Annotated in this window: 17 protein-coding genes; 9 read left to right on the forward strand and 8 right to left on the reverse strand. The window is 65.0% G+C overall.

Going from position 1 to position 19001, the window contains the following annotated elements; translation table 11 throughout:
• Positions 1-11 precede the first annotated feature (11 nt).
• Both coaA and PALO_RS01975 read right to left on the reverse strand, forming a co-directional pair.
• A complete protein-coding gene (gene coaA, locus PALO_RS01970) occupies positions 12-995 on the reverse strand; it encodes a type I pantothenate kinase (RefSeq protein WP_015582193.1) in 984 nt (327 codons plus the stop codon).
• A 129-nt stretch (positions 996-1124) separates the two neighbouring features.
• Positions 1125-2141, reverse strand: a complete 1017-nt coding sequence (locus PALO_RS01975) for an esterase/lipase family protein (protein ID WP_015582194.1) — start codon at positions 2139-2141, stop codon at positions 1125-1127.
• A gap of 180 nt (positions 2142-2321) precedes the next feature.
• Here PALO_RS01975 and glmS point away from each other — a divergent pair, with 180 nt between their 5' ends.
• Positions 2322-4169 (forward strand): glutamine--fructose-6-phosphate transaminase (isomerizing), encoded by a 1848-nt coding sequence (gene glmS, locus PALO_RS01980; protein ID WP_004808965.1) that lies wholly within the window; start codon positions 2322-2324, stop codon positions 4167-4169.
• Between the two features lie 65 nt (positions 4170-4234).
• On the opposite strand, the gene PALO_RS01985 is transcribed toward glmS, so the two are convergent.
• Genes PALO_RS01985 through PALO_RS02000 form a run of 4 tightly spaced genes read right to left on the reverse strand, consistent with a single transcriptional unit; the run spans position 4235 to position 7266 of the window.
• On the reverse strand, positions 4235-5008 hold the full coding sequence (locus tag PALO_RS01985; protein ID WP_015582195.1) for an amino acid ABC transporter ATP-binding protein: 774 nt from the start codon (positions 5006-5008) through the stop codon (positions 4235-4237).
• A complete protein-coding gene (locus PALO_RS01990) occupies positions 5005-5670 on the reverse strand; it encodes an amino acid ABC transporter permease (RefSeq protein WP_015582196.1) in 666 nt (221 codons plus the stop codon). Before PALO_RS01990 ends, PALO_RS01985 begins: the two co-directional genes overlap by 4 nt.
• A complete protein-coding gene (locus PALO_RS01995) occupies positions 5654-6313 on the reverse strand; it encodes an amino acid ABC transporter permease (protein ID WP_015582197.1) in 660 nt (219 codons plus the stop codon). The genes PALO_RS01990 and PALO_RS01995 overlap by 17 nt, the downstream gene beginning before the upstream one ends.
• 23 nt (positions 6314-6336) lie before the next feature.
• Positions 6337-7266: a transporter substrate-binding domain-containing protein gene (locus tag PALO_RS02000; RefSeq protein WP_015582198.1), complete on the reverse strand. Its 930-nt coding sequence runs from the start codon at positions 7264-7266 to the stop codon at positions 6337-6339.
• 263 nt (positions 7267-7529) lie between these two features.
• On the opposite strand from PALO_RS02000, the gene PALO_RS02005 reads away from it, so the two are divergent.
• Together PALO_RS02005 and PALO_RS02010 are read left to right on the forward strand one after the other, a co-directional pair.
• Positions 7530-7877 carry a holo-ACP synthase gene (locus PALO_RS02005; protein WP_015582199.1) on the forward strand — a complete coding sequence of 116 codons (348 nt, stop codon included), beginning with the start codon at positions 7530-7532 and terminating at the stop codon, positions 7875-7877.
• A 178-nt stretch (positions 7878-8055) separates the two neighbouring features.
• Entirely contained in the window at positions 8056-9501 is a 1446-nt protein-coding gene (locus PALO_RS02010) for an NAD(P)H-hydrate epimerase (protein WP_015582200.1), read from the forward strand.
• Positions 9502-9571: 70 nt separating this feature from the next.
• Here the strand turns inward: PALO_RS02010 and PALO_RS02015 are convergent, their stop codons facing one another.
• Positions 9572-10711, reverse strand: coding sequence for a glycosyltransferase family 4 protein (locus PALO_RS02015; protein ID WP_004808958.1), 1140 nt, complete (start codon positions 10709-10711; stop codon positions 9572-9574).
• Between the two features lie 418 nt (positions 10712-11129).
• On the opposite strand from PALO_RS02015, the gene PALO_RS02020 reads away from it, so the two are divergent.
• Complete coding sequence (locus tag PALO_RS02020; protein ID WP_417033823.1) at positions 11130-13364, forward strand: DEAD/DEAH box helicase; 2235 nt, start codon at positions 11130-11132, stop codon at positions 13362-13364.
• A 27-nt stretch (positions 13365-13391) separates the two neighbouring features.
• Here the strand turns inward: PALO_RS02020 and PALO_RS02025 are convergent, their stop codons facing one another.
• On the reverse strand, positions 13392-14072 hold the full coding sequence (locus PALO_RS02025; protein WP_187290335.1) for an HNH endonuclease family protein: 681 nt from the start codon (positions 14070-14072) through the stop codon (positions 13392-13394).
• 207 nt (positions 14073-14279) lie between these two features.
• Between PALO_RS02025 and tsaE the strand changes: the two genes are divergently transcribed.
• The 5 genes from tsaE (at position 14280) to PALO_RS02050 (ending at position 18788) form a co-directional block, all read left to right on the forward strand.
• On the forward strand, positions 14280-15170 hold the full coding sequence (gene tsaE / locus PALO_RS02030) for a tRNA (adenosine(37)-N6)-threonylcarbamoyltransferase complex ATPase subunit type 1 TsaE (protein WP_015582203.1): 891 nt from the start codon (positions 14280-14282) through the stop codon (positions 15168-15170).
• Positions 15170-15838: a tRNA (adenosine(37)-N6)-threonylcarbamoyltransferase complex dimerization subunit type 1 TsaB gene (tsaB, locus tag PALO_RS02035; protein WP_015582204.1), complete on the forward strand. Its 669-nt coding sequence runs from the start codon at positions 15170-15172 to the stop codon at positions 15836-15838. The genes tsaE and tsaB overlap by 1 nt, the downstream gene beginning before the upstream one ends.
• Entirely contained in the window at positions 15835-16284 is a 450-nt protein-coding gene (gene rimI / locus PALO_RS02040) for a ribosomal protein S18-alanine N-acetyltransferase (RefSeq protein WP_004808953.1), read from the forward strand. Before tsaB ends, rimI begins: the two co-directional genes overlap by 4 nt.
• A complete protein-coding gene (gene tsaD / locus PALO_RS02045; protein ID WP_015582205.1) occupies positions 16277-17320 on the forward strand; it encodes a tRNA (adenosine(37)-N6)-threonylcarbamoyltransferase complex transferase subunit TsaD in 1044 nt (347 codons plus the stop codon). Before rimI ends, tsaD begins: the two co-directional genes overlap by 8 nt.
• 133 nt (positions 17321-17453) lie before the next feature.
• Positions 17454-18788: a C1 family peptidase gene (locus PALO_RS02050; protein ID WP_015582206.1), complete on the forward strand. Its 1335-nt coding sequence runs from the start codon at positions 17454-17456 to the stop codon at positions 18786-18788.
• Positions 18789-19001 lie beyond the last annotated feature (213 nt).

The raw sequence follows: 19001 nt of genomic DNA on the forward strand, positions 1-19001 counted from the left end.
CGCGGTGTTGCTCAGACCTTCCGAATCCACACGTTGCGGACCTCGTGGTCGGGGCCCTTGTGGAGGATCGCGGTGGCGCGCCCGCGGGTGGGCAGCACGTTCTGCACCAGGTTCGGGCCGTTGATGGTGTCCCAGATCTCCGTGGCCACGGAGATGGCCTCGTCGTCGGGCATGCGCGCGTAGTCGCCGAAGAAGGAATCCGGATCGGTGAATGCGGTCTGACGTAGGGTCAGGAACCTGTTGATGTACCACCGAATGATGTCGGTCTCCTCGGCGTCGACGTACACCGAGAAGTCGAAGAAGTCGCTCAGCGCCAGCCCCATCGTCCCGCTGCTGCGGCGACGTGGTGGCTGCAGGACGTTGAGGCCCTCGATGATGAGGACGTCAGGCTGGCGGACGACGAGCTGCTGGCCAGGGACGATGTCATAGGTGACATGGGAGTACACCGGGGCAGTGACCTCGGGCATCCCGGACTTCACGTCGACGACGAATTTCAGCAGCGCCTTGCGGTCGTAGGACTCCGGGAACCCCTTTCGCGACAGTAAACCACGCTCTTCGAGGATCTTGTTGGGGTAGAGGAACCCGTCGGTCGTCACCAGATCGACGACCGGGCGACGGGGGGAGCGCCCCATCAATTCCTGCAGCAGACGGGCCACGGTCGACTTGCCTACCGCAACCGACCCCGCGATCCCGATGATGAACGGGGTACGTCGCATGCCATGGCGGGTGAGCTGTAGGAAGTTGTAGGAGGCGTCGAAAAGGGCGCCGGTGTGCATGCAGTACAGATGGATGAGCTGAGTCAGCGGCCGGTACACCTCGACGACGTCACGGTGGCTCGTGGGGTCGCCGAGACCACGGATGCGATCCAGGGTGGCCTCATCAATGTCGATCTCGGTGGAATCGGCAAGGGCGGCCCAGGACTCCCGCGATAACTCGATGAACGGACCGGGTTCGGTGTTGTCGTCGTCTGCGGGGGCGGGCGGGGTGAGATTCACGGTGGACACCTCATCGTGGCTGTACATGACGTCGAATGACTGTACTCATCTGAGGGCACCCTGCACAGCTGAATGCGCTGACGGCGCAGCCCCGCAGGGCCGCGCCGTCAGCGTTGAGGACGGACACGATTAGCCGAGGAAGGGCTGGGGGACGCAGACCACTGGCTTCGCCTGGTCAGGATCCAGGGCGTTGACGGCCATCTGGTACACGTTGGTGTCGTAGGTGAAGTTGACATGGCTGGCGTGGTCAGAGTGGCAGATGTTCTGAACGAGGATGTTCTTGACACCGGGCTCGTACAGGAAGGCGTTGGTGAACGGCACCACGACGTCGTCGTAGCGGCCTTCGATGACTGTGTACTTGACGCCGGGGCGGGTCACCGGGCCGTTGCCGTACAACTCCTTGATGAAGCGGGAGGAACCGAGCTGTTGCTCGTAGCTGGCGATGTGGGCCTTGTTGAAGGCATCCTCGATCTGCTCGTGAGTGGCCTCGTCAACGGCCTTGTTGACGAACTTGGAGACGGCCTTCGGACCGACGCCGTGGTTCGAGGGGGCGAGGGCGATGAGTTTGTCGACCTTCTTGTCCCCGCCGAGCTTGGTGATGTAGTAGTTCGGCAGTGGGCCGCCACCCTGGGACCACCCGATGAGGTCGACCTTCTTGGATCCGGTGGCTGTGAGGACGCGGTCGACGAAGCCGGAGACGGCCTTGGCGGAGACTCGGATGTCACCGGTGTAGGCGAAGTTCGGCAGCAGCTTCAGCCCGTTGAAGTTCGGGGAGAAGACGCAGTACCCGGCCTTGGTGAGCTTCGGGGAGTACATCGACCAGGATGCGTAGGCGTCGGAGTTCGTGCCGGGCAGCAGGACGACGGGGTTATGCCCCTCACGCGGTTTGCAGCTGAAGTTGTTGGCTCCCTGGGGATTGGTACCAGGGTGGGCCAGGGCGTAGATGGAGGCCGGGTAGGTGAACAGCTTGCGGGGTCCGTCGCCAGCAGACGGAATGCCATCCGGGCTGCCGGGCATGGTGATCTCGGGTGGAACCGAGGTATCGGTTTCGACGGCATGTGCCGGGGCAGCCGAAATGGCCGCGAAGGCAGTGGCCACGACGGTGGTCAGGGAGGTCAGGACTGCTGCGAACTTTTTTGATCTCATGCTTTTCCTCAATCTTGACGTCGGTGCATGATGTGAGAGAATCTATGAATCGGCAGGGTCATGATGGGCTGTACATCCGTGAAATCAGGCCTTTCGTGCAGGTGGCATTGTCGTTGAGTGTTCAAATGGTCAGGCGTTTCGGTTCGCTAGAACGCTCATGATTCATGTACGTTTCTTGTCATGTGCGGAATTGTTGGGTATTGCGGCCATCGGCAGGCTGAACGTGTCATCATCGACGGGCTGCGACGTCTTGAGTACCGAGGATATGACTCAGCTGGACTGGCGGTCATGGCGGATGGAAGCCTGCATCGGGCCAAGAAATCAGGCAAGTTGACCAATCTTGAGGAGGAGCTCGCTGCTCATCCGCTCCCTGAGTCCAACCAGGGCATCGGCCACACCCGCTGGGCGACCCACGGTGCCCCGACCGACGAGAACGCCCACCCCCACCTGTCCTTCGACGGCCGGGTCGCGGTCGTCCACAATGGCATCATCGAGAACTTCGCCTCCCTGCGCGCCGAGCTCGAGGGACATGGCGTCACCTTCGCCTCGGAGACGGACAGCGAGACTGCCGCTCACATGCTTGCCTTGCAGATGCAGCAGGGTTCCTCGTTGGCCGAGGCCATGGGTGCCGTTGCCTCTCGTCTCGAGGGCGCCTTCACCCTCGTGGCCGTCAGCGCCGACGCCCCTGACACCGTCGTGGCAGCTCGTCGTAACTCCCCGCTGGTCGTCGGCCTGGGGCAGGGGGAGAACTTCCTCGCCTCCGACGTCGCCGCTTTCATCGAGCACACCCGTGAGGCCCTCGAGCTGGGTCAGGACCAGGTCGTCGTGCTGACGTCCGAGGACGTCACCGTCACCGACTTCGAGGGCAACCCCAGCCAGGCTCGCCCGTACCACGTCGACTGGGACCTGTCGGCGGCCGAGAAACAGGGCCACGACTGGTTCATGCGCAAGGAGATCTTCGAGCAGCCGCGTGCGGTCGCCGACACCCTGTTGGGTCGCTGGTCCGACCGTGGAGAATTGGTCCTCGACGAGATTCGCATCTCCCCGGAAGACCTGCGACGCATCACCAAGATCGTCGTAGTGGCCTGTGGATCGTCCTACTACGCCGGGATGGTCGCCAAGTACGCCATCGAGCACTGGACCCGAGTGGCCTGCGAGGTCGATCTGGCCAGCGAGTTCCGCTACCGCGACCCGATCATCGACCCGACGACCCTGATCGTGACGATCTCCCAGTCCGGCGAGACCGCCGACACCCTCATGGCCATTCGGCACGCCCGGGAGCAGCACGCCAAGGTCATCGCGATTTGCAACACCAATGGTGCGACGATTCCGCGCGAGTCCGACGCCGTCATCTACACCCATGCCGGCCCGGAGATCGGCGTCGCGTCGACCAAGGGATTCCTCACCCAGGTCGTCGCCTGCTACCTGCTGGGCCTCTACCTGGCCCAGGTGCGTGGCATGAAGTACGGCGACGAGATCCGTAGTGTCATGTCCGAGCTGGATCAGATGCCGAGCAAGATCCAGGAGGTCCTCGACGAGATCGAGCCGGTCTACGAGTTGGCGCGAGTCATGGCCAAGGAGGAGGAAGCCGTTTTCTTCCTCGGACGCCACGTCGGTTACCCGGTGGCCCTGGAGGGTGCCCTCAAGCTCAAGGAGATCGCCTACATGCACGCCGAGGGCTTCGCCGCCGGCGAGCTCAAGCACGGCCCGATTGCCGTCATCGAGGAGGACACCCCGGTCTTCGTCGTCGTGCCTCCGAAGGGTCGCGATCAGCTCCACGACAAGGTGGTTTCCAACATTCAGGAGATCCGCGCTCGTGGCGCCAAGACGATCGTGTTGGCCGAGAGGGGGGACGAGGACGTCAGGCCGTTCGCCGACACCTTCATCGGTCTGCCGCCGTGCTCGACCCTGCTGCAGCCCCTGGTGGCAGCGGTCCCGCTGCAGGCCTTCGCCTGTGAGCTGGCCACCGCCAAGGGTCACGACGTCGACCAGCCGCGCAATCTGGCCAAGTCCGTCACGGTGGAGTGATTTCTGCACGATTTCGCCCCCGGAATCCGAGGATTCCGGGGGCGATGCGCGTTCGGCGTCAGGGGTCAGTGGGATGACTGCTGTTGGTGATCGACCTCGTCGAAGTTGAAGATCTGCAGGAAGGTCTTGGCGCGCTCGCTCGTCGGGTTCGTGAAGAACTGGTCCGGTTCCGAGATCTCGACGATCTGTCCGGCGTCCATGAAGACGATCCGGTCGGCGATCGCCCGTGCGAAATCCATCTCGTGGGTGACGAGGACGAGGGTCATGCCGTCCCGGGCGAGCTCGAGGACGACGTCGAGGACTTCACGGACCATCTCGGGATCGAGGGATGCCGTCACCTCATCGAGAAGGACGACTTCTGGCTCCATCATGAGTGCTCGCACGATGGCCGCGCGCTGCTTCTGGCCGCCCGAGAGCTGACGGGGCAGGGTGGAAGCTCGGTTGAGCAGCCCGACGCGGTCAAGTAGTCGACGGGCGCGTTCCCGCGAGACCTCGTTGGGTTCGTGCTTGACGAGCCGCGGGGCCAGCAGCAGGTTGTCCTCGACGCTCAGATGCGGGAACAGTTCGTAATTCTGGAAGACCATGCCGATTCGTTCGCGGATCTGGCGCAGTCCTGACGGGGTGTACTCGAGGGCCTTGCCGTCGAAGGTGATGGTGCCCGAGTCGATCGTCTCGAGGCCGTTGATGGTACGCAGCAGGGTGGACTTGCCACAGCCAGAAGGGCCGACGATCACGACGACCTCGGACCGGGCGACGTTGAGGGAGACATCGCGCAGGGCCGTCACACCGTTGGGATAGGTCTTGGTGACCCCCTCGAGGGTCAGGTGATGATCTGTCATGACAGCGTCATCCTCCTTTCGAGGTGACGGGAGTACAGGGAAATGACGAAGCAGACGATGAAGTACAGGCAGAAGACCGTCCCGTAGATCCACAGCGCGGCGTCCGGGTGGTCGAAGCGATTGCGGTCGATGATCGCCTGGGCCACCTTGAGGATCTCGACGACACCGATGAGGGAGACGAGGGCGGTCGTCTTGATCATGCGGGTGACGAGATTGACCGTCAGTGGCACGAGCTGGCGAAGTGCCAGCGGCATGACGATGTGTCGTCGTACCGCACGGTCGGACATGCCCAGGGCCTGGGCACTGACGATCTGGTGGTGGGGTACGGCCGCGATGGCTCCACGCACGAGGTCTCCCATCTCCGCAGTGCCCCACAGGGTGAAGACGATGATCGCAGCTGCCTCGCCACTGACATCGAGGCCGGCCACTTGCGCCATGTCAAAGTAGACGACGAAGAGCAGCACGAGTTGTGGAAGAAGTCTCAACGTCTCGACGTAACCGCGAGTCAGAATTCGCACCCACAGACGCCGGGAGTCCATGACGAGGCCGAGTGGGATCGCGAGCACGATGGACAACACCATCGAGACGAGGGCGATACGTACCGAGACCCACAGTCCCTGCAGCAGCAGGATCCAGTTCTGGGGATCAAGCAGTGGCTGCATGACGACGCGTCCTCCTTTCGAGGTATCGGCCCAGCAAGGCGATAGGAATGAGGATGAGCAGGTAGAACACGACGAGGAGGAAGAGCGCCTCGGTCGTCGTGTAGGAGTTGCCGATCTGTTCCTTGGCTCGATAAACGAGGTCGGGTAGGGCGACGACGGACACCATCGAGGTCTCCTTGATGAGAAAGATGGTGTTGGCGGTGAGAGCCGGCATCGCGGTGGCCACGCCCTGGGGGACCAGGACGTGGATGAAGGTCTGGCGACGGTTCAGTCCGAGGGCTGCGGCGCTCATGCGATGGATCTGGGCAATCTCGTCGAGCCCGGAGCGCAGCGCCTCCGCCATGTAGGAACCGTCCAGGAAGGTCAGCCCGATGATGGCGCAGGTTTCGCCGGACATGATGACGCCGACCTTGGGCAGGCCGTAGAACAGGAAGAACAACTGGACCAGCAGTGGGGTGTTGCGCGACAACTCGACGTACCCGGTGACGATCTGGCGTACCACCGGGATACGGAAGTACTGCACAGCCGCGCAGAGTGCGCCGAGGACGAGTGACGCGAGGACACCGATGATGCCGATGCGAGCAGTGAGGGCGGCCGCCTCCGCGTAGAGCGGAAGCGACCGTCCGATGACGTCGAAATCCATGCGATCTGACGTAGGGGTGAGCCCTACTTCCTTCCACCTTCGATGACGAGCTGGTCGGGCTTGATGGTGTCGCCGTAGACCGGTTCCAGGGTTTTCCTGAAGTTCTGGTGGAAGAAGTCTTCCTTGCCAAGCTTGACGAGGTCGTCGTTGATCCAGGTGCGCAGCGGGTCATTGCCCTTGTGGACGGCAGGAGCGATGGTCGCCTTGTCACCGAAGGAGGTGATTCCGGTGATGAACTTCTTGTTCTGGCGCGTGAACGCCACGGCCTCGGTGTTGTCGGTGATCCAAACGTCGCCGCGACCGTCGGCCAGGGCGCTGGTGACCTCGGCGTATTCCTCGAACTTCGTCACCTTCCACTCGGGATGGTGCTCCTGGATCCAGGCGTCCTGGCTGGTGCCCTTGACGACGAGGATCTTGGCGTGGTCGAGGTCGGAGACCTTCTTGACTGGATGGTCCGTCGGGGAGACGGCGCCGAAAGCCACCTGCATGTACGGGTTTGCGAAGTCGACCTTCTTGGCGCGGTCCTTGGTGACGGTGAAGTTGGCAAGGATGATGTCGACCTTGCCCGACTCGACGAACTCGACCCGGGATGCGGCGTCGACGGGCACCCATTCGAGCTTGACGCCCATGTCCTTGGCGAGACGCTCACCGTAGGTGATGTCGTAGCCCTTGTAGCTGTTCTTGCCGGTGAGGGATCCGAAGGGAGCCTTGTCGGCGAAGGTGCCGATGTGAATGGTGCCGTCCTTCTTGATCTGCTCGGGGGTGCGAGTGCCGACGTTGCTTGCGGTCTCTGCGGAACCTCCGGAGTCGCCTCCCACGTCGGGGGATCCACACCCGGCAGTGGCGCTTACGGTCATCAGTCCGCAGAGCATGGCAGCGACGACTGCCTTGGTGCGGGACCTGAGAGCGATGCGCGGGCTCGTGGCCCGGCCGTGACGCGTGATGCGGGACATGGGAATCTCCTGTTGTTGATGTGTCCTCTGTGCTTGGAATATCACATCGGTCTCGGGTGACGCCGTCGTTGTTTACGGCGTGAAGTTTGCGTATGAGCGCGCCGCGAAGCCAAAATCTGGGTCCTGGTGGCCTTAGGGAATTTTTTGAAAGTGTCTTCTATGGCGATATGGCGTCTCAAACACTGAGAACACGCGGACCATGGTTCAGCGTCAGAAGCTGTTCGATGCAACGGTGTGCAGCGTGGAACGCATACCCTTGACGGGTGATCAAGGGAATCGGGGTCGACGTCTGTGATGTCTCCAGGTGGGAGGCCGCCGTTCGGCGTCATCCGGGGATGGCTCGCAAGGTTTTGAGCGAGGCCGAAGCTGCGACGCCGTCACGCTCCCAAGCTGCCCGATTTGCCGCCAAGGAAGCCTTGTACAAGGCATTGGGCGGGAGGGACGGGCTGTCCTGGCAAGACTGCGAAGTGGTCTCCGATAGCGGGGTCCCACGGTTTGAATTGCGCGGATCCTTGGCGCGACGGGCCTCGGAACACGGGGTGGCGCAGGTGCACCTTTCTCTCAGTCACGACGCTGGGGTTGCAGTGGCCATGGTGGTCTGCGAGGGGTGAGAGGGGCGGCCGTGCATCCGCGACCACCTGAGTTCGGTGGGGTCCCGGTCGCTGTCCCAGCGGTCTCTGCGTCGCAACGTGCGACCTCCCGGATGCGCCTTGTCGGCTCAGCCGTCCCACCGTGGTTGAATGAGAGTCAGTCCGCAGCGAGAACCCCATCGGGGTTGGAGGGATCGTCATGGCAATTGTCTGCACCGCCGAGGCCATCCGAGCCGCTGAGCAGAGGTGGTTCGACGCCCACCCCGGACAGGACCTCATGAACGTCGCCGCCCACGCCGTCGCACACAAGGCCCAAGAACTGCTCCTGGGTGGAGCCGTCGGTGACGTCGTACCGGACTGGGCGGCGACACAGTGTGTCCTCGTGCTCGTCGGCGGGGGAAACAACGGCGGTGACGGACTCTTTGCGGCCGCTGCGCTGGCCCAGCGAGGCTGGCGGGTCGAATTGGCCCAGGTCATGGGCCGCCCTCATGAAGCCGGCATGGAAGCCGCTCTCGCCGCTGGTTGTATTCGTACTCCGCTCGGGGAGGTCACCAGTCACTCCTACGATCTCGCCATTGACGCCGTCCTCGGAATCGGTGGACGCCCCGGCATCCCGCAGTCCCTGGAGAGGATCGACGGCTGGCTCCGCGAGCGTCAGGTCCCGGTGCTTGCGGTTGACCTCCCGTCAGGCCTGGATGCCAACTCCGGCGAGGTGGAGTCCTGTGTCCACGCCACTCACACCCTGACCTTCTCCAGCCTCAAGTGGTGTCACATCGCGTATCCGGCCGCGAAGTTCTGCGGTGAGTTGGAGGTTCATGGCATCGGTCTGGATCTCGTCGATGACGAGGGAAAGACACTCAACGGGGTCGACGAGTACTGCGATCTGGCCGAGATGGCCGTGCTCTGGCCGGTGCCAGGTGCCCTCGACGACAAGTACTCCCGCGGAGTCGTCGGTGTCGACACCGGTTCCGAACGGTTCCCCGGGGCGGCGGTGCTGGGCGTCCTCGGAGCGCTGCGCAGTGGCCCGGGGATGGTGCGATTCGCCGGACCGGCCGCGATCATGGCCTTCATCCTCAGTCGGGCCCCGTCGGTCGTCGTTGGGGAAGGGCGCGTCCAGGCCTGGGTGCTGGGCTCTGGCTGGGGCCCCGACGACGGCAACGCCGACCGGTTCATCCAACGAGCCTCCGACGGCGTTCCCATGGTCATCGACGCCGACGCCCTGGGCCTGTTGCCTGCTGAATTGCCGGAAGGATGTCTGCTCACCCCGCACGCCTGTGAACTGGCCCGGATGCTGCGGATTGAGCGCAGCCAGGTGGAGGCTGACCCGCAGGCGGCAGCCGTCCGCGCGGCTCAGCGTTTCGGTGCCACGGTCCTGTTGAAGGGTTCGATCCAGTGGGTCGCGCATCCCGACGGGGCCGTCCGGGCTGCGCTACCGGGCCCGGCATGGACGGCTCAGGCAGGTTCCGGTGACGTGCTGGCAGGGATGTGCGGCACTCTCTTGGCTGCGGGGCTGAGTGCTGCCGACGCGGCTGTGTGCGCTGCCGGGATGCAGGCTGCCACGGCGATTTCCATGCCTGGCCCGTACGCTCCCGACCAGATTGCCGAGTTGCTCCCTGGCGTCGTGACGACAGTCGTGGGCCGCTGACCAGACGCGCTGTGCGGGCAACTCCCCGAGGAGTTCCAGGGCGCTGGACTCCTCCGGGCAGGATCTCTTCTCAGAGGGCGGCGCGAGCTCTCGTGGAGTGTCCGGACAGCCGGATGGCGTCCTCATAGTGCTCGACGAGTTCGCTGCACAGGTTCTCCCAGGTGCGGTTCTCGATCGAGGCTCGGGCGGCCACACCCATGGCGCGCCTCTTGTAGTCGTCACCAACGAGGTCGACGACTCGAGAGCGGAAGTCGGCCATGTCGCCGGGTTCGTAGAGCCATCCGGTATGTGACGGGTCAATGAGGTCGATCGGCCCGCCCTTGCGGGGGCTGATGACCGGGACGCCGCAAGCCTTGGCCTCCTGGACGGCCTGGCAGAAGGTTTCCAGCTCTCCGGTGGAGCAGAAAACGTCCATGCTGGCGACCGCGCGTGGAAGATCCTCTCCCCCCAGACCACCGGTGAAGATGGCGTCGGGAAGTTGCTTCTCCAGCTCGGATCGGGCGGGACCATTTCCGACGATGACGAGTTTGGTGTTGGGGATGTCCGCGAGGTGAGCCATGTCGGCGACGCGCTTCTCGGCGGCGAGCCGCCCCATGTATCCGACGACGACCTCACCGTTGGGGGCCCACTCGTCATGGAGTTCCTGGGAGCGCTTGGATGGGTTGAAACGCACCTTGTCGACCCCACGACCCCAGATGCCGACTCGCGGCACCCCGTGCCTGACGAGTTGATCGCGGGAGAAAGTGGACGGGGCGTAGGTCGCCACGGCCAAGGAGTGGATCTGACGGACGCGGTACCAACCGTAGAACTCCAGCTTGCCGAGGCCATAACGTCCGGCGTAGGAGGGGATGTCGGTCTGGTAGATCGCCACGACAGGGACGCCGAGGGAGGCTGCAGCGAGTGCGCCCTTGTATCCGATCATGAAGGGGCCGGCCAGGTGGACGACGTCAGGCTCGAACTCGGCGAGGTAGCGCTCCATGGCCCACTGGGGGCTGGTGGAGACGCGGACGTCCTGGTAGCCCGGCCAGTGCAGGGAGGCCAGCGGAATGACGGGGAATCCGGCGTACTCGCGGGGGGTCTGAGCATCGCCAGGAGCAAGCACGAGGGCGTCGTGGCCGTTGTCGCGCAGGTGCTCCAGGACTCGCAAGACCGAGTTCGTCACTCCATTGACGAGGGGCAGGAATGACTCCGTGATGATCGCAACGCGCACAAATCAATAGTAACCGGGGTATGTGACGAGTCAGCAGGGCCGCGTTGTCGAGGTGGTGAACAAGAGGTGACGGCGTTCCCATCTCGATTTTCGTCACCGTGGCGATCTCGGGTAGAGTGCGCGTGTTGGCAACGGCCCGACTCGCTTGGGCCCATGATGCGTTTCAGTTGCTCGATGTGCCCCCCGGGCACGGCGGAGCCATCGGCTCCGGGATTGACTCACTGCATTCACCTGCACAGCAGCTATTCGCCCGGCCATCGAGACAGACAAGAAACCCAGGATTCCATCACCGAGACCCGCTGGGTCCGGTGCGTCGTGGCCAGATCCCGCGACCCCGTGCAGTGACGCCGCGCCTTCATGCGCGGTGACGTGGGCCGCCCGCGCCCGAGGAGTCCACCCATCGTGAGGGATGACCCCATTGAGCAACAAGAAACACAACCCCAAGTCGTTCAAGGCCGACGGCACCCCGAAGCGTCGCTGGACGGCCGCCGAGCGCGCCGCTCGCGGCCACAAGCCGCGCACCAGGGGAGGGGCCCGGGACGGTCGCACCGATTCGCAAGGCCGCAACTTCGAGGCGTGGACTCCCCGGGAGAACTCGCGTCGTGACGAGGGTGGGGCTGGCAAGGACCGTCGCTACTCCCAGGATCGACGCGGCCGTGGCGAGTGGTCCGATCGTCGTGACGACCGCCGCTACGACCGTCGGGACGGGGACCGACGTCGTGACGACCGCTGGGATCGTCGCGATGACCGTCGGTGGTCTGACGATGGCGAGTTCCGCCCCCACAAGTCCCGTCGCCCCAACAACCACGCCAGCCGTGACTGGAAGCGTGACGATCGTCGCGGCTCGAAGTGGGATCGTGACGACTGGCGCGATGACCGTCGTGGTCAGCGTCGCAACGACCGCTGGGATCGCCGTGATGGCAGCCGTGACTTCGATCGTCGCGAGTCCCGGGATTGGCGAGAAGATCGCAATGACTGGCGCGACGACCGTCGTCGCGATGACCGTGGGGATCACGGAAAGCGCGATGATCGCGGCTACCGCAGCGACCGTGACCGTCGGGACTTCCAGAAGAACCGCGACTTCCGCAAGGACCGTCGCCGCGACGACCGCTGGTCCGATCGCCGTGACGATCGTCGTCGCGAGGACCGCAGCGACTGGCACGCCGATCACGACGACGCCGACAACATGAACTGGAAGGCCACTGAGCTGACCGATCTGGACGTCTCCGGTATCGATCACGAGGGTGGATTCTCGGCCCTCGGTGTTCCTGACGAGATCGTCGCCGCCCTGGCCGCCACGGGCATCACCGAGCCCTTCCGGATCCAGATTGCCGCCATCCCGGACGCCATCGCCGGGCGTGACGTGCTGGGTCGTGCGTCGACGGGTTCGGGCAAGACCCTGGCCTTCGGTGTTCCGCTGCTGTCGCGTCTGTCCACCGAGCCGCGCGAGGACAAGCGTCCGCGCGCCCTCATCCTCTCGCCCACCCGCGAGCTGGCCATGCAGATCGCCGACGTGCTGTCGCCGCTGGCCTCGTCAATGGGTCTGTCAACCATCCTCATCGCCGGTGGCATGAGCTACGGCCCGCAGACCAAGGCCTTCAAGAAGGGTGTTGACCTCGTCGTCGCCACCCCGGGTCGCCTCGTAGACCTGCTCGAGACCGGCGACGCTGACCTGTCCGGCGTCACCGTGACGGTCCTCGACGAGGCCGATCACATGGCCGACCTGGGATTCATGGAGGCCGTCGGGGCGATCCTCGATGCCGTCCCCGCAGAGGGGCAGCGCCTTCTCTTCTCGGCAACCCTCGACGGCGCCGTCAACAAGCTGGTCAAGCGCTACATGCACGACCCGGTCACCCATGAGATCGACCCCGACAAGGGATCGGTCTCGACGATGACCCACCACGCCTTCCAGATCAAGCCGCACGAGAAGGTTGGGCTCATGTGCGAGATCACCAACCGCGACGGTCACACCATCGTCTTCGCCCGCACTCAGCGGGGCGCATCCCGGATGGCCGAGCAGATGCGTGAGGCCGGCGTCATGGCCGGTGCCCTGCACGGTGGTCTGACCCAGGGGGCCCGTGCCCGCGTGCTGGCGGCCTTCAAGGACGGCTCCCTGCCGGTCCTGGTCGCCACTGACGTCGCGGCTCGAGGGATTGACGTCGACGACGTCACCCTGGTGCTGCAGGTTGACCCGCCGATGAACTCCAAGGACTACCTGCACCGTTCCGGTCGTACTGCTCGCGCCGGGCACGACGGCGCCGTCGTCTCGCTCATCCTGCCGCATCAGCGCCGCAGCATGTCGCGTCTGTACCGTCAGGCCGGTGTCAAGCCGGTCGAGGCCCAGGTCATGATTGGTGACGACCACGTCGCCGAGGTCGCCGGTTGCAGCCCGACCCTGGGCGCGCCGATCGACGAGAAGGACTACGAGGCCCTCGTCGCCCCCAAGCAGCAGCGCGGCAAGAAGTCCCGTGACGGCAAGCCCGGCCGCGGCAAGGGCGGACGCAACCGCGGTGGTCGCGGTTACGACCGGGATCGTCGTGGTCACGGCCATGATCGTGGACACGATTCTCGCGGTCACAATTCCCGTGGACATGACGGACGTCGTCGCGACATCGAGACCAGGTACGGCCGCTCCGGCAACGACACCTGGTGATCCGACGCCTGGCGAGTCGAGGCGGAATCACCTCGCGGGCAACGGCTGGTTCGGGCACGTCGACAGTGCCCGAACCATCGCGTTGCGTTCCGCCGAGGTGACCCACAGGCGATACTTCTTCTTCACCGCGATCTGACGAGACACGTAGTCACAGCGGTAGGACTTGTTCGGCGGTAGCCACGTCGCCGCATCCCCGGCTCCTTTCTGCTGGTTGGCCCCTCCCTCGACGGCCAGCAGGTTGAGGGGGTCGTTCGCCAGCGCCTGACGTCGGTCCATCGGCAACTGTTGGGCCCCGGTGACCCAGGCGTTTCCCAGTGCGACGACATGGTCGATCTGTACGACGGCCGATGTTTCGCGCCCACGTTTCCACCTGATCGTCCGGCCGGTGTAGGGATCGTGCAATTCCCCGGAGACCACGCGGCACCGGCTGCCGGATTTCAGCTTCGCCCCGACGAGGTCGCGGGCCAGGGCGTCATCCCGGGTGCCGCAGCCGTTGTGCCCCCACGGGCTCGTCAGGACGGGGTCGGAGCTGTCGCTCCATGCCTGTCCGAACTGTTCGCGGGAGTACCCCGTCATGGGCGCGCGCCCTTTGACGGGAAGCTGTCCGAGAACTTCGGCTGCCTGTCCGTAGGCCGTCGATCCCTCGTGAGGAGCGGCCCGGCGATAGACGCCGATGAGGGCCAACGATGCGACGATGATCAGCACCAACCACTCCCACCGTCGACGAGTCCGCGTCGCCATGTCATCACCCTCGCAATCCCGACAGCCGCCCCACTCCCACCAAGGGACGGGGCCTGACAGTACTCCCGACCACAGACTCGGCAGAAGGGTTGAGGCGAACACGTTTGCCACGCCTGTGGAGCGGCGCTGGGACGACGAAGACCGAGCGCGTTTCGGGGACTATCCTGATCCCTTGTGGATGAACAGACGAGCCCGCAGGACGTGACCCCGGAACTCGCGGTCGCAGCTCCCGAGGAAGCCGCTGACCTGGCGCGCGCCCTCGACCTTGACGAGACGACCGTGTCCACCTGGTTGACCCGGGGCATCGGAATTACGGCACGCCGTGGCGCCGCGACCGCCGGCCTGGCCCATCTCGTCGACGACGGTGGTCATGCCGAGGTCGCTGATCTCGTCCTGGCCGTTCCCGACGACGACATCGCCGCGGCCCTCGTCCAGGGAGCCGAGCAGATCGCCACCGACCTGGAGTCGCGCATCCTCGTCGTCTCCTGCATGCAGTCCGCTCCCAGCCCCGCCTATCAGCGTGACGGTGACGACTGGGTGCGTGTGCTGCCCACCCGCCTCGTCGTCTCCACCGCCGAGGCCATGCACTCCCTCGGAGCCACGCTGGCCACCGAGCTCCACGCCGGTGACATCGTGTTGGCCTCCGGAGACCTTGGAGCCGGCAAGACCACCCTGGCCCAGGGAATCGGTCTGGGCCTAGGGGTGGAGGGTCCGGTCATTTCCCCGACCTTCGTGCTGGCCCGACGCCACGCCGGAGTCGACGGGCGCCCGGGACTTGTCCACGTTGACGCCTACCGACTCGGTTCGGCGGCAGAACTGGTTGACCTGGACCTCGACGAGACCATGGACCGGACCGTCACCTTGATCGAGTGGGGAGCCGGTATCGCCGAGGACCTCGGCGGCTCTCACCTCGACATCGACATTCGTCGCAGCGGGGATCCCGCCGACGAGACCCGCGTGGTCTACCTGGAAGGTTTCGGCCCCCGCTGGCAGGACGTCGACCTGTCGCCACTGTCCGAACTTCTCCTTGGCGCCACCCCCGACGAGACCGGAGACAACAACTGATGAACACAATCGTTCTGGGAATCGACACCTCGACGGCCGTCAGCGTCGGTCTGGCGCGCGGGTCCGAGGTGCTCGTCAGCCTGCACCACGACGACCCCCGCGCCCATGCCGAACAGCTCATGCCGCACATCCATCAGGCCTGCGATCAGGCCGGGATCGCCCTGACAGACATCGGCGAAGTGGTCATTGGGGTCGGCCCCGGCCCCTACACCGGACTGCGCGTCGGGGTGGCCACCGGGCGGGTACTCGCCCACCTGGCCGACCTCACCCCGCACCCGGTCTGCTCCCTCGACGTCCTGGCCCGCCAGTGGGCTGACGACGGCGTCGACGGCGAGTTCTTGGTGTGCACCGACGCCCGTCGCCACGAGCTGTACTGGGCTCGTTACGACGCCTCCGGCAACCGTCTCGACGGCCCCAACGTCACCCGGCCCGAGGAACTGCCCGAGGGTATTCCGGTCGGCGGTCCGGGATGCCCGGTTCGCGGTCTGACGCCCACCCCCGGATCCCCGGAGCGTCTGGACGCCGGGGTGCTCGCCGCGTCCTGGCAGACCATGCCCGACGTCGGTCTGGAGCCGCTCTACCTGCGCGACCCCGACGCCACCGTCCCGACGACGCGCAAGGCCACCCTGACCCCGACTCGCCTGACCCTGCCCGGCATCAAGCGATGACCAGAGTCGCCAGCCCGGCCGATCTCGATGCCGTCATGGCCGTTGAGCAGGCCAGCTTCGACACGTCCCGGCAGTGGTCCCGGACCTCCTGGGCCGAGGAGATATCGCCGGCCGACCACCGCCTCACGCTGGTCGCCGGGGAGGACGAGGTCGCGGCCGTCGCCACCTTTCACGGCTTCGACGTCGCCGACTTGGACCGGATCATGGTCACGCCCGCGGCACGAGGGCATGGACTGGCCGTCGAACTGCTCTCCCGTGGCATCGACTGGGCACGCTCCCGGGGATGCCACACCATGATGCTCGAGGTGCGCCGCGACAATGACCCGGCCATCTCCCTGTACCGACGCTTCGGATTCGAGACGATTTCCCAGCGACCCAACTACTACGGCGGCGGGGTTGACGCCCTCGTCATGTCCGTGACCACAACCGAGGAGAACCATGTCTGAACCGCTCATCCTGGGCATCGAGTCGTCCTGCGACGAGACCGGAGTCGGCATCGTCTGTGGCAATGACCTGCTCGCCAACGAGGTCGCTTCCTCGATGGAGCAGCACGTGCGCTTCGGCGGGGTCGTCCCTGAGGTGGCGTCACGGGCTCACCTGGAGGCGATCGTCCCGGTGCTGGAGAAGGCCACTGACACCGCGGGGGTGGACCTGTCCGAGCTCGACGGCATCGCAGTGACGGCTGGTCCAGGTCTGGCCGGGGCTCTGGTCGTCGGTCTGTCGGCTGCCAAGGCGCTGGCAAGCTGGCTCAACAAGCCGTTCTACGGCGTCAACCACCTGGCCGGACACGTCGCCGTCGACCTTCTCGAGCACGGGGACCTGCCGATGCCCTGTGGCGCTCTGCTGGTCTCGGGCGGCCACACCAGCCTGTTGCGGGTCAATGGCATCGCGACCGACGTCGTCGAGGTGGGTTCGACGATTGACGACGCCGCTGGCGAGGCCTACGACAAGGTTGCGCGAGTGCTCGGCCTGCCGTACCCGGGAGGTCCGGTCATCGACAAGGCCGCTGCCAAGGGAGATCCCAGGGCCATCCGGTTCCCGCGCGGACTGACGGCCCGTCACGACATGGTCGAGCACCGCTTCGACTACTCCTTCTCCGGCCTCAAGACGGCGGTGAGTCGTTGGGTCGAGACCCAGCAGCGTGACGGGGTCGCGTTCCGGGTGGAGGACGTCGCCGCCAGCTTCCAGGAGGCCGTTGCCGACGTGCTGACCGCCAAGGCCGTCGACATGTGCCAGGAGTACGACCTCAAGCACTTCCTCATCGGTGGGGGAGTGGCGGCCAACTCGCGGCTGCGCACCCTGCTCGCCGAGCGGATGGAGGCTGCTGGAGTCGAGCTGCGACGCCCGCGTCCGGGGCTGTGCACCGACAATGGCGCGATGATCGCTGCCCTCGGTGTGCAGGTCGTCAAGGCTGGCCTGTCACCGTCGTCGATGGACATCTCCGCTGATTCCGGGCTGCCCATTGAAAAGGTGATTGTCTGAGGTGGTGGATGTCGGCGGTCTTCTGGGGACGTGAACGCGAAGCCGCTTGAATACTGCTGGTCAGAACCTGCTCGTCGTTTGCCCCGCTGTGCCATTCTGTGGGGCATCAGTAATCGACAGGAATGGATGAGGAATGAGTGAACCCTTCGTTCTCGATGCCAGTTTCAGCGCCTTTCGCGCCGAGTCCTTCGCCAACGACGTCACCGGGCGGCTGGTTCAGAATGCGGTGACCGGCACCGGAGCCGACACCGTCAGCCTGGATCGCACCTTGGTCAACGGCATCGACGAGACGACTTCCGAGCGGTTGGATTCCTGGAAGGTGACCGACCAGAAGCACTCCGGACGGTGCTGGGAATTCGCGGGGCTCAACGTCCTGCGTGCCAAAGTCATCGACGAGCTCAAGGTCGACGACCTCGAGTTCTCGCAGAATTACATCGCCTTCTTCGACAAGCTCGAGAAGGCCAACCACACCCTTGCTCGCGCCATCGCCACGGCATCGCGTGACGCTGATGAGGAAGAGGTGCGCGCCATCATGGACTACCCGGCCGAGGACGGCGGATGGTGGATGGAGTTCACCGACCTTGTCGCCAAGTACGGCGTGGTGCCCTCATGGACCATGCCCGACACCGAGTCGGCCGGCAACACCTTGCAGATGAACCGTGCCCTGTCGACGGTGCTGCGTCGAGGCATCGGAAGGATCCGTGACGCCGCGACCAATTCTGACGTGGCTGGGGGAGCCGCTCAGATGGAGGCAGCCCGAAGCGAGGCCCTGAGCGCCGTGTGGCGGATCCTCGCGATTCACCTGGGTACCCCGCCCACCAGCTTCACCTGGCAGTACCGCGACAAGGACAAGAACTTCCACCGCAAGGGCACCTACACCCCGCTGGAGTTCGCCCATGAGATCGTGCCGCAGGCCTTCGAGCCGTGGATCAGTCTGGCCCATGACCCGCGCGAGGAGCACCCGGTCGGTCGCACCTACGTCTACGAGCACACCCCGTACATGGAGGGTGGCACCCCTTACTGGCACCTGTCGGTGGAGCTGGACGTCATGAAGAAGGCGGTCATCGACTCCATCGCAGCAGGCGAGCCGGTCTGGTTCGCCTGCGACGTCAAGAAGCAGTTCGACAAGGACCTGGGCGTCTGGGATGCGAAGCTGCATGACTACGAGGCCCTCTACGGCATCGACATGGAAATGTCCAAGGCCGAGAGGTTGCGCTTGCGCGAGTCTGGTGGCACCCACGCCATGACCGTTGTCGGTGTGGACCTCGTTGACGGTGTCCCGGTGCGCTGGCGAGTTGAGAACTCCTGGGGTGACGAGGTGGGCCGCAAGGGGTTCTTCACGATGAACGACTCGTGGTTCGACGAGTACGTCTACAACGTCATCGTGCCTCGCTCCCGGGTGTCCGAGGAGATTGCCGAGGCGTGCGACCAGGAGCCGATCGTCCTGCCACAGTACGACATGATGTGAGTCCCCTGCCGACACGGATCTGCCCGTCCGCTTTTCTGCGGACGGGCAGCTCTGCGTGTGAGCCTCTTACCGTCCTGGGCAGCTCAGCGTATGAGCACTCTTACCGCGCGTGCGGAATCCGTTAACTCAGGGAACGGCTACCATCTGTGGTGGTAGGGCGGTGCTGTTTTACCGGGAGTACCACGGGCGAGCGGTGGGAGTGCTCACAGATGC

The sequence above is a fragment of the Cutibacterium avidum 44067 genome (assembly GCF_000367205.1).
Taxonomy (GTDB): domain Bacteria; phylum Actinomycetota; class Actinomycetes; order Propionibacteriales; family Propionibacteriaceae; genus Cutibacterium; species Cutibacterium avidum.

Excerpts from the sequence above, each read along its gene's own strand:
- rimI (WP_004808953.1), top strand. The coding sequence starts at position 15,835 with ATGACCAGAGTCGCCAGCCCGGCCGATCTCGATGCCGTCATGGCCGTT.
- PALO_RS01990 (WP_015582196.1), bottom strand. The coding sequence starts at position 5,670 with ATGCAGCCACTGCTTGATCCCCAGAACTGGATCCTGCTGCTGCAGGGA.
- PALO_RS02000 (WP_015582198.1), bottom strand. The coding sequence starts at position 7,266 with ATGTCCCGCATCACGCGTCACGGCCGGGCCACGAGCCCGCGCATCGCT.
- PALO_RS02050 (WP_015582206.1), top strand. The coding sequence starts at position 17,454 with ATGAGTGAACCCTTCGTTCTCGATGCCAGTTTCAGCGCCTTTCGCGCC.
- PALO_RS02010 (WP_015582200.1), top strand. The coding sequence starts at position 8,056 with ATGGCAATTGTCTGCACCGCCGAGGCCATCCGAGCCGCTGAGCAGAGG.
- PALO_RS01995 (WP_015582197.1), bottom strand. The coding sequence starts at position 6,313 with ATGGATTTCGACGTCATCGGACGGTCGCTTCCGCTCTACGCGGAGGCG.
- PALO_RS01985 (WP_015582195.1), bottom strand. The coding sequence starts at position 5,008 with ATGACAGATCATCACCTGACCCTCGAGGGGGTCACCAAGACCTATCCC.
- PALO_RS01975 (WP_015582194.1), bottom strand. The coding sequence starts at position 2,141 with ATGAGATCAAAAAAGTTCGCAGCAGTCCTGACCTCCCTGACCACCGTC.
- tsaD (WP_015582205.1), top strand. The coding sequence starts at position 16,277 with ATGTCTGAACCGCTCATCCTGGGCATCGAGTCGTCCTGCGACGAGACC.
- tsaB (WP_015582204.1), top strand. The coding sequence starts at position 15,170 with ATGAACACAATCGTTCTGGGAATCGACACCTCGACGGCCGTCAGCGTC.
- glmS (WP_004808965.1), top strand. The coding sequence starts at position 2,322 with ATGTGCGGAATTGTTGGGTATTGCGGCCATCGGCAGGCTGAACGTGTC.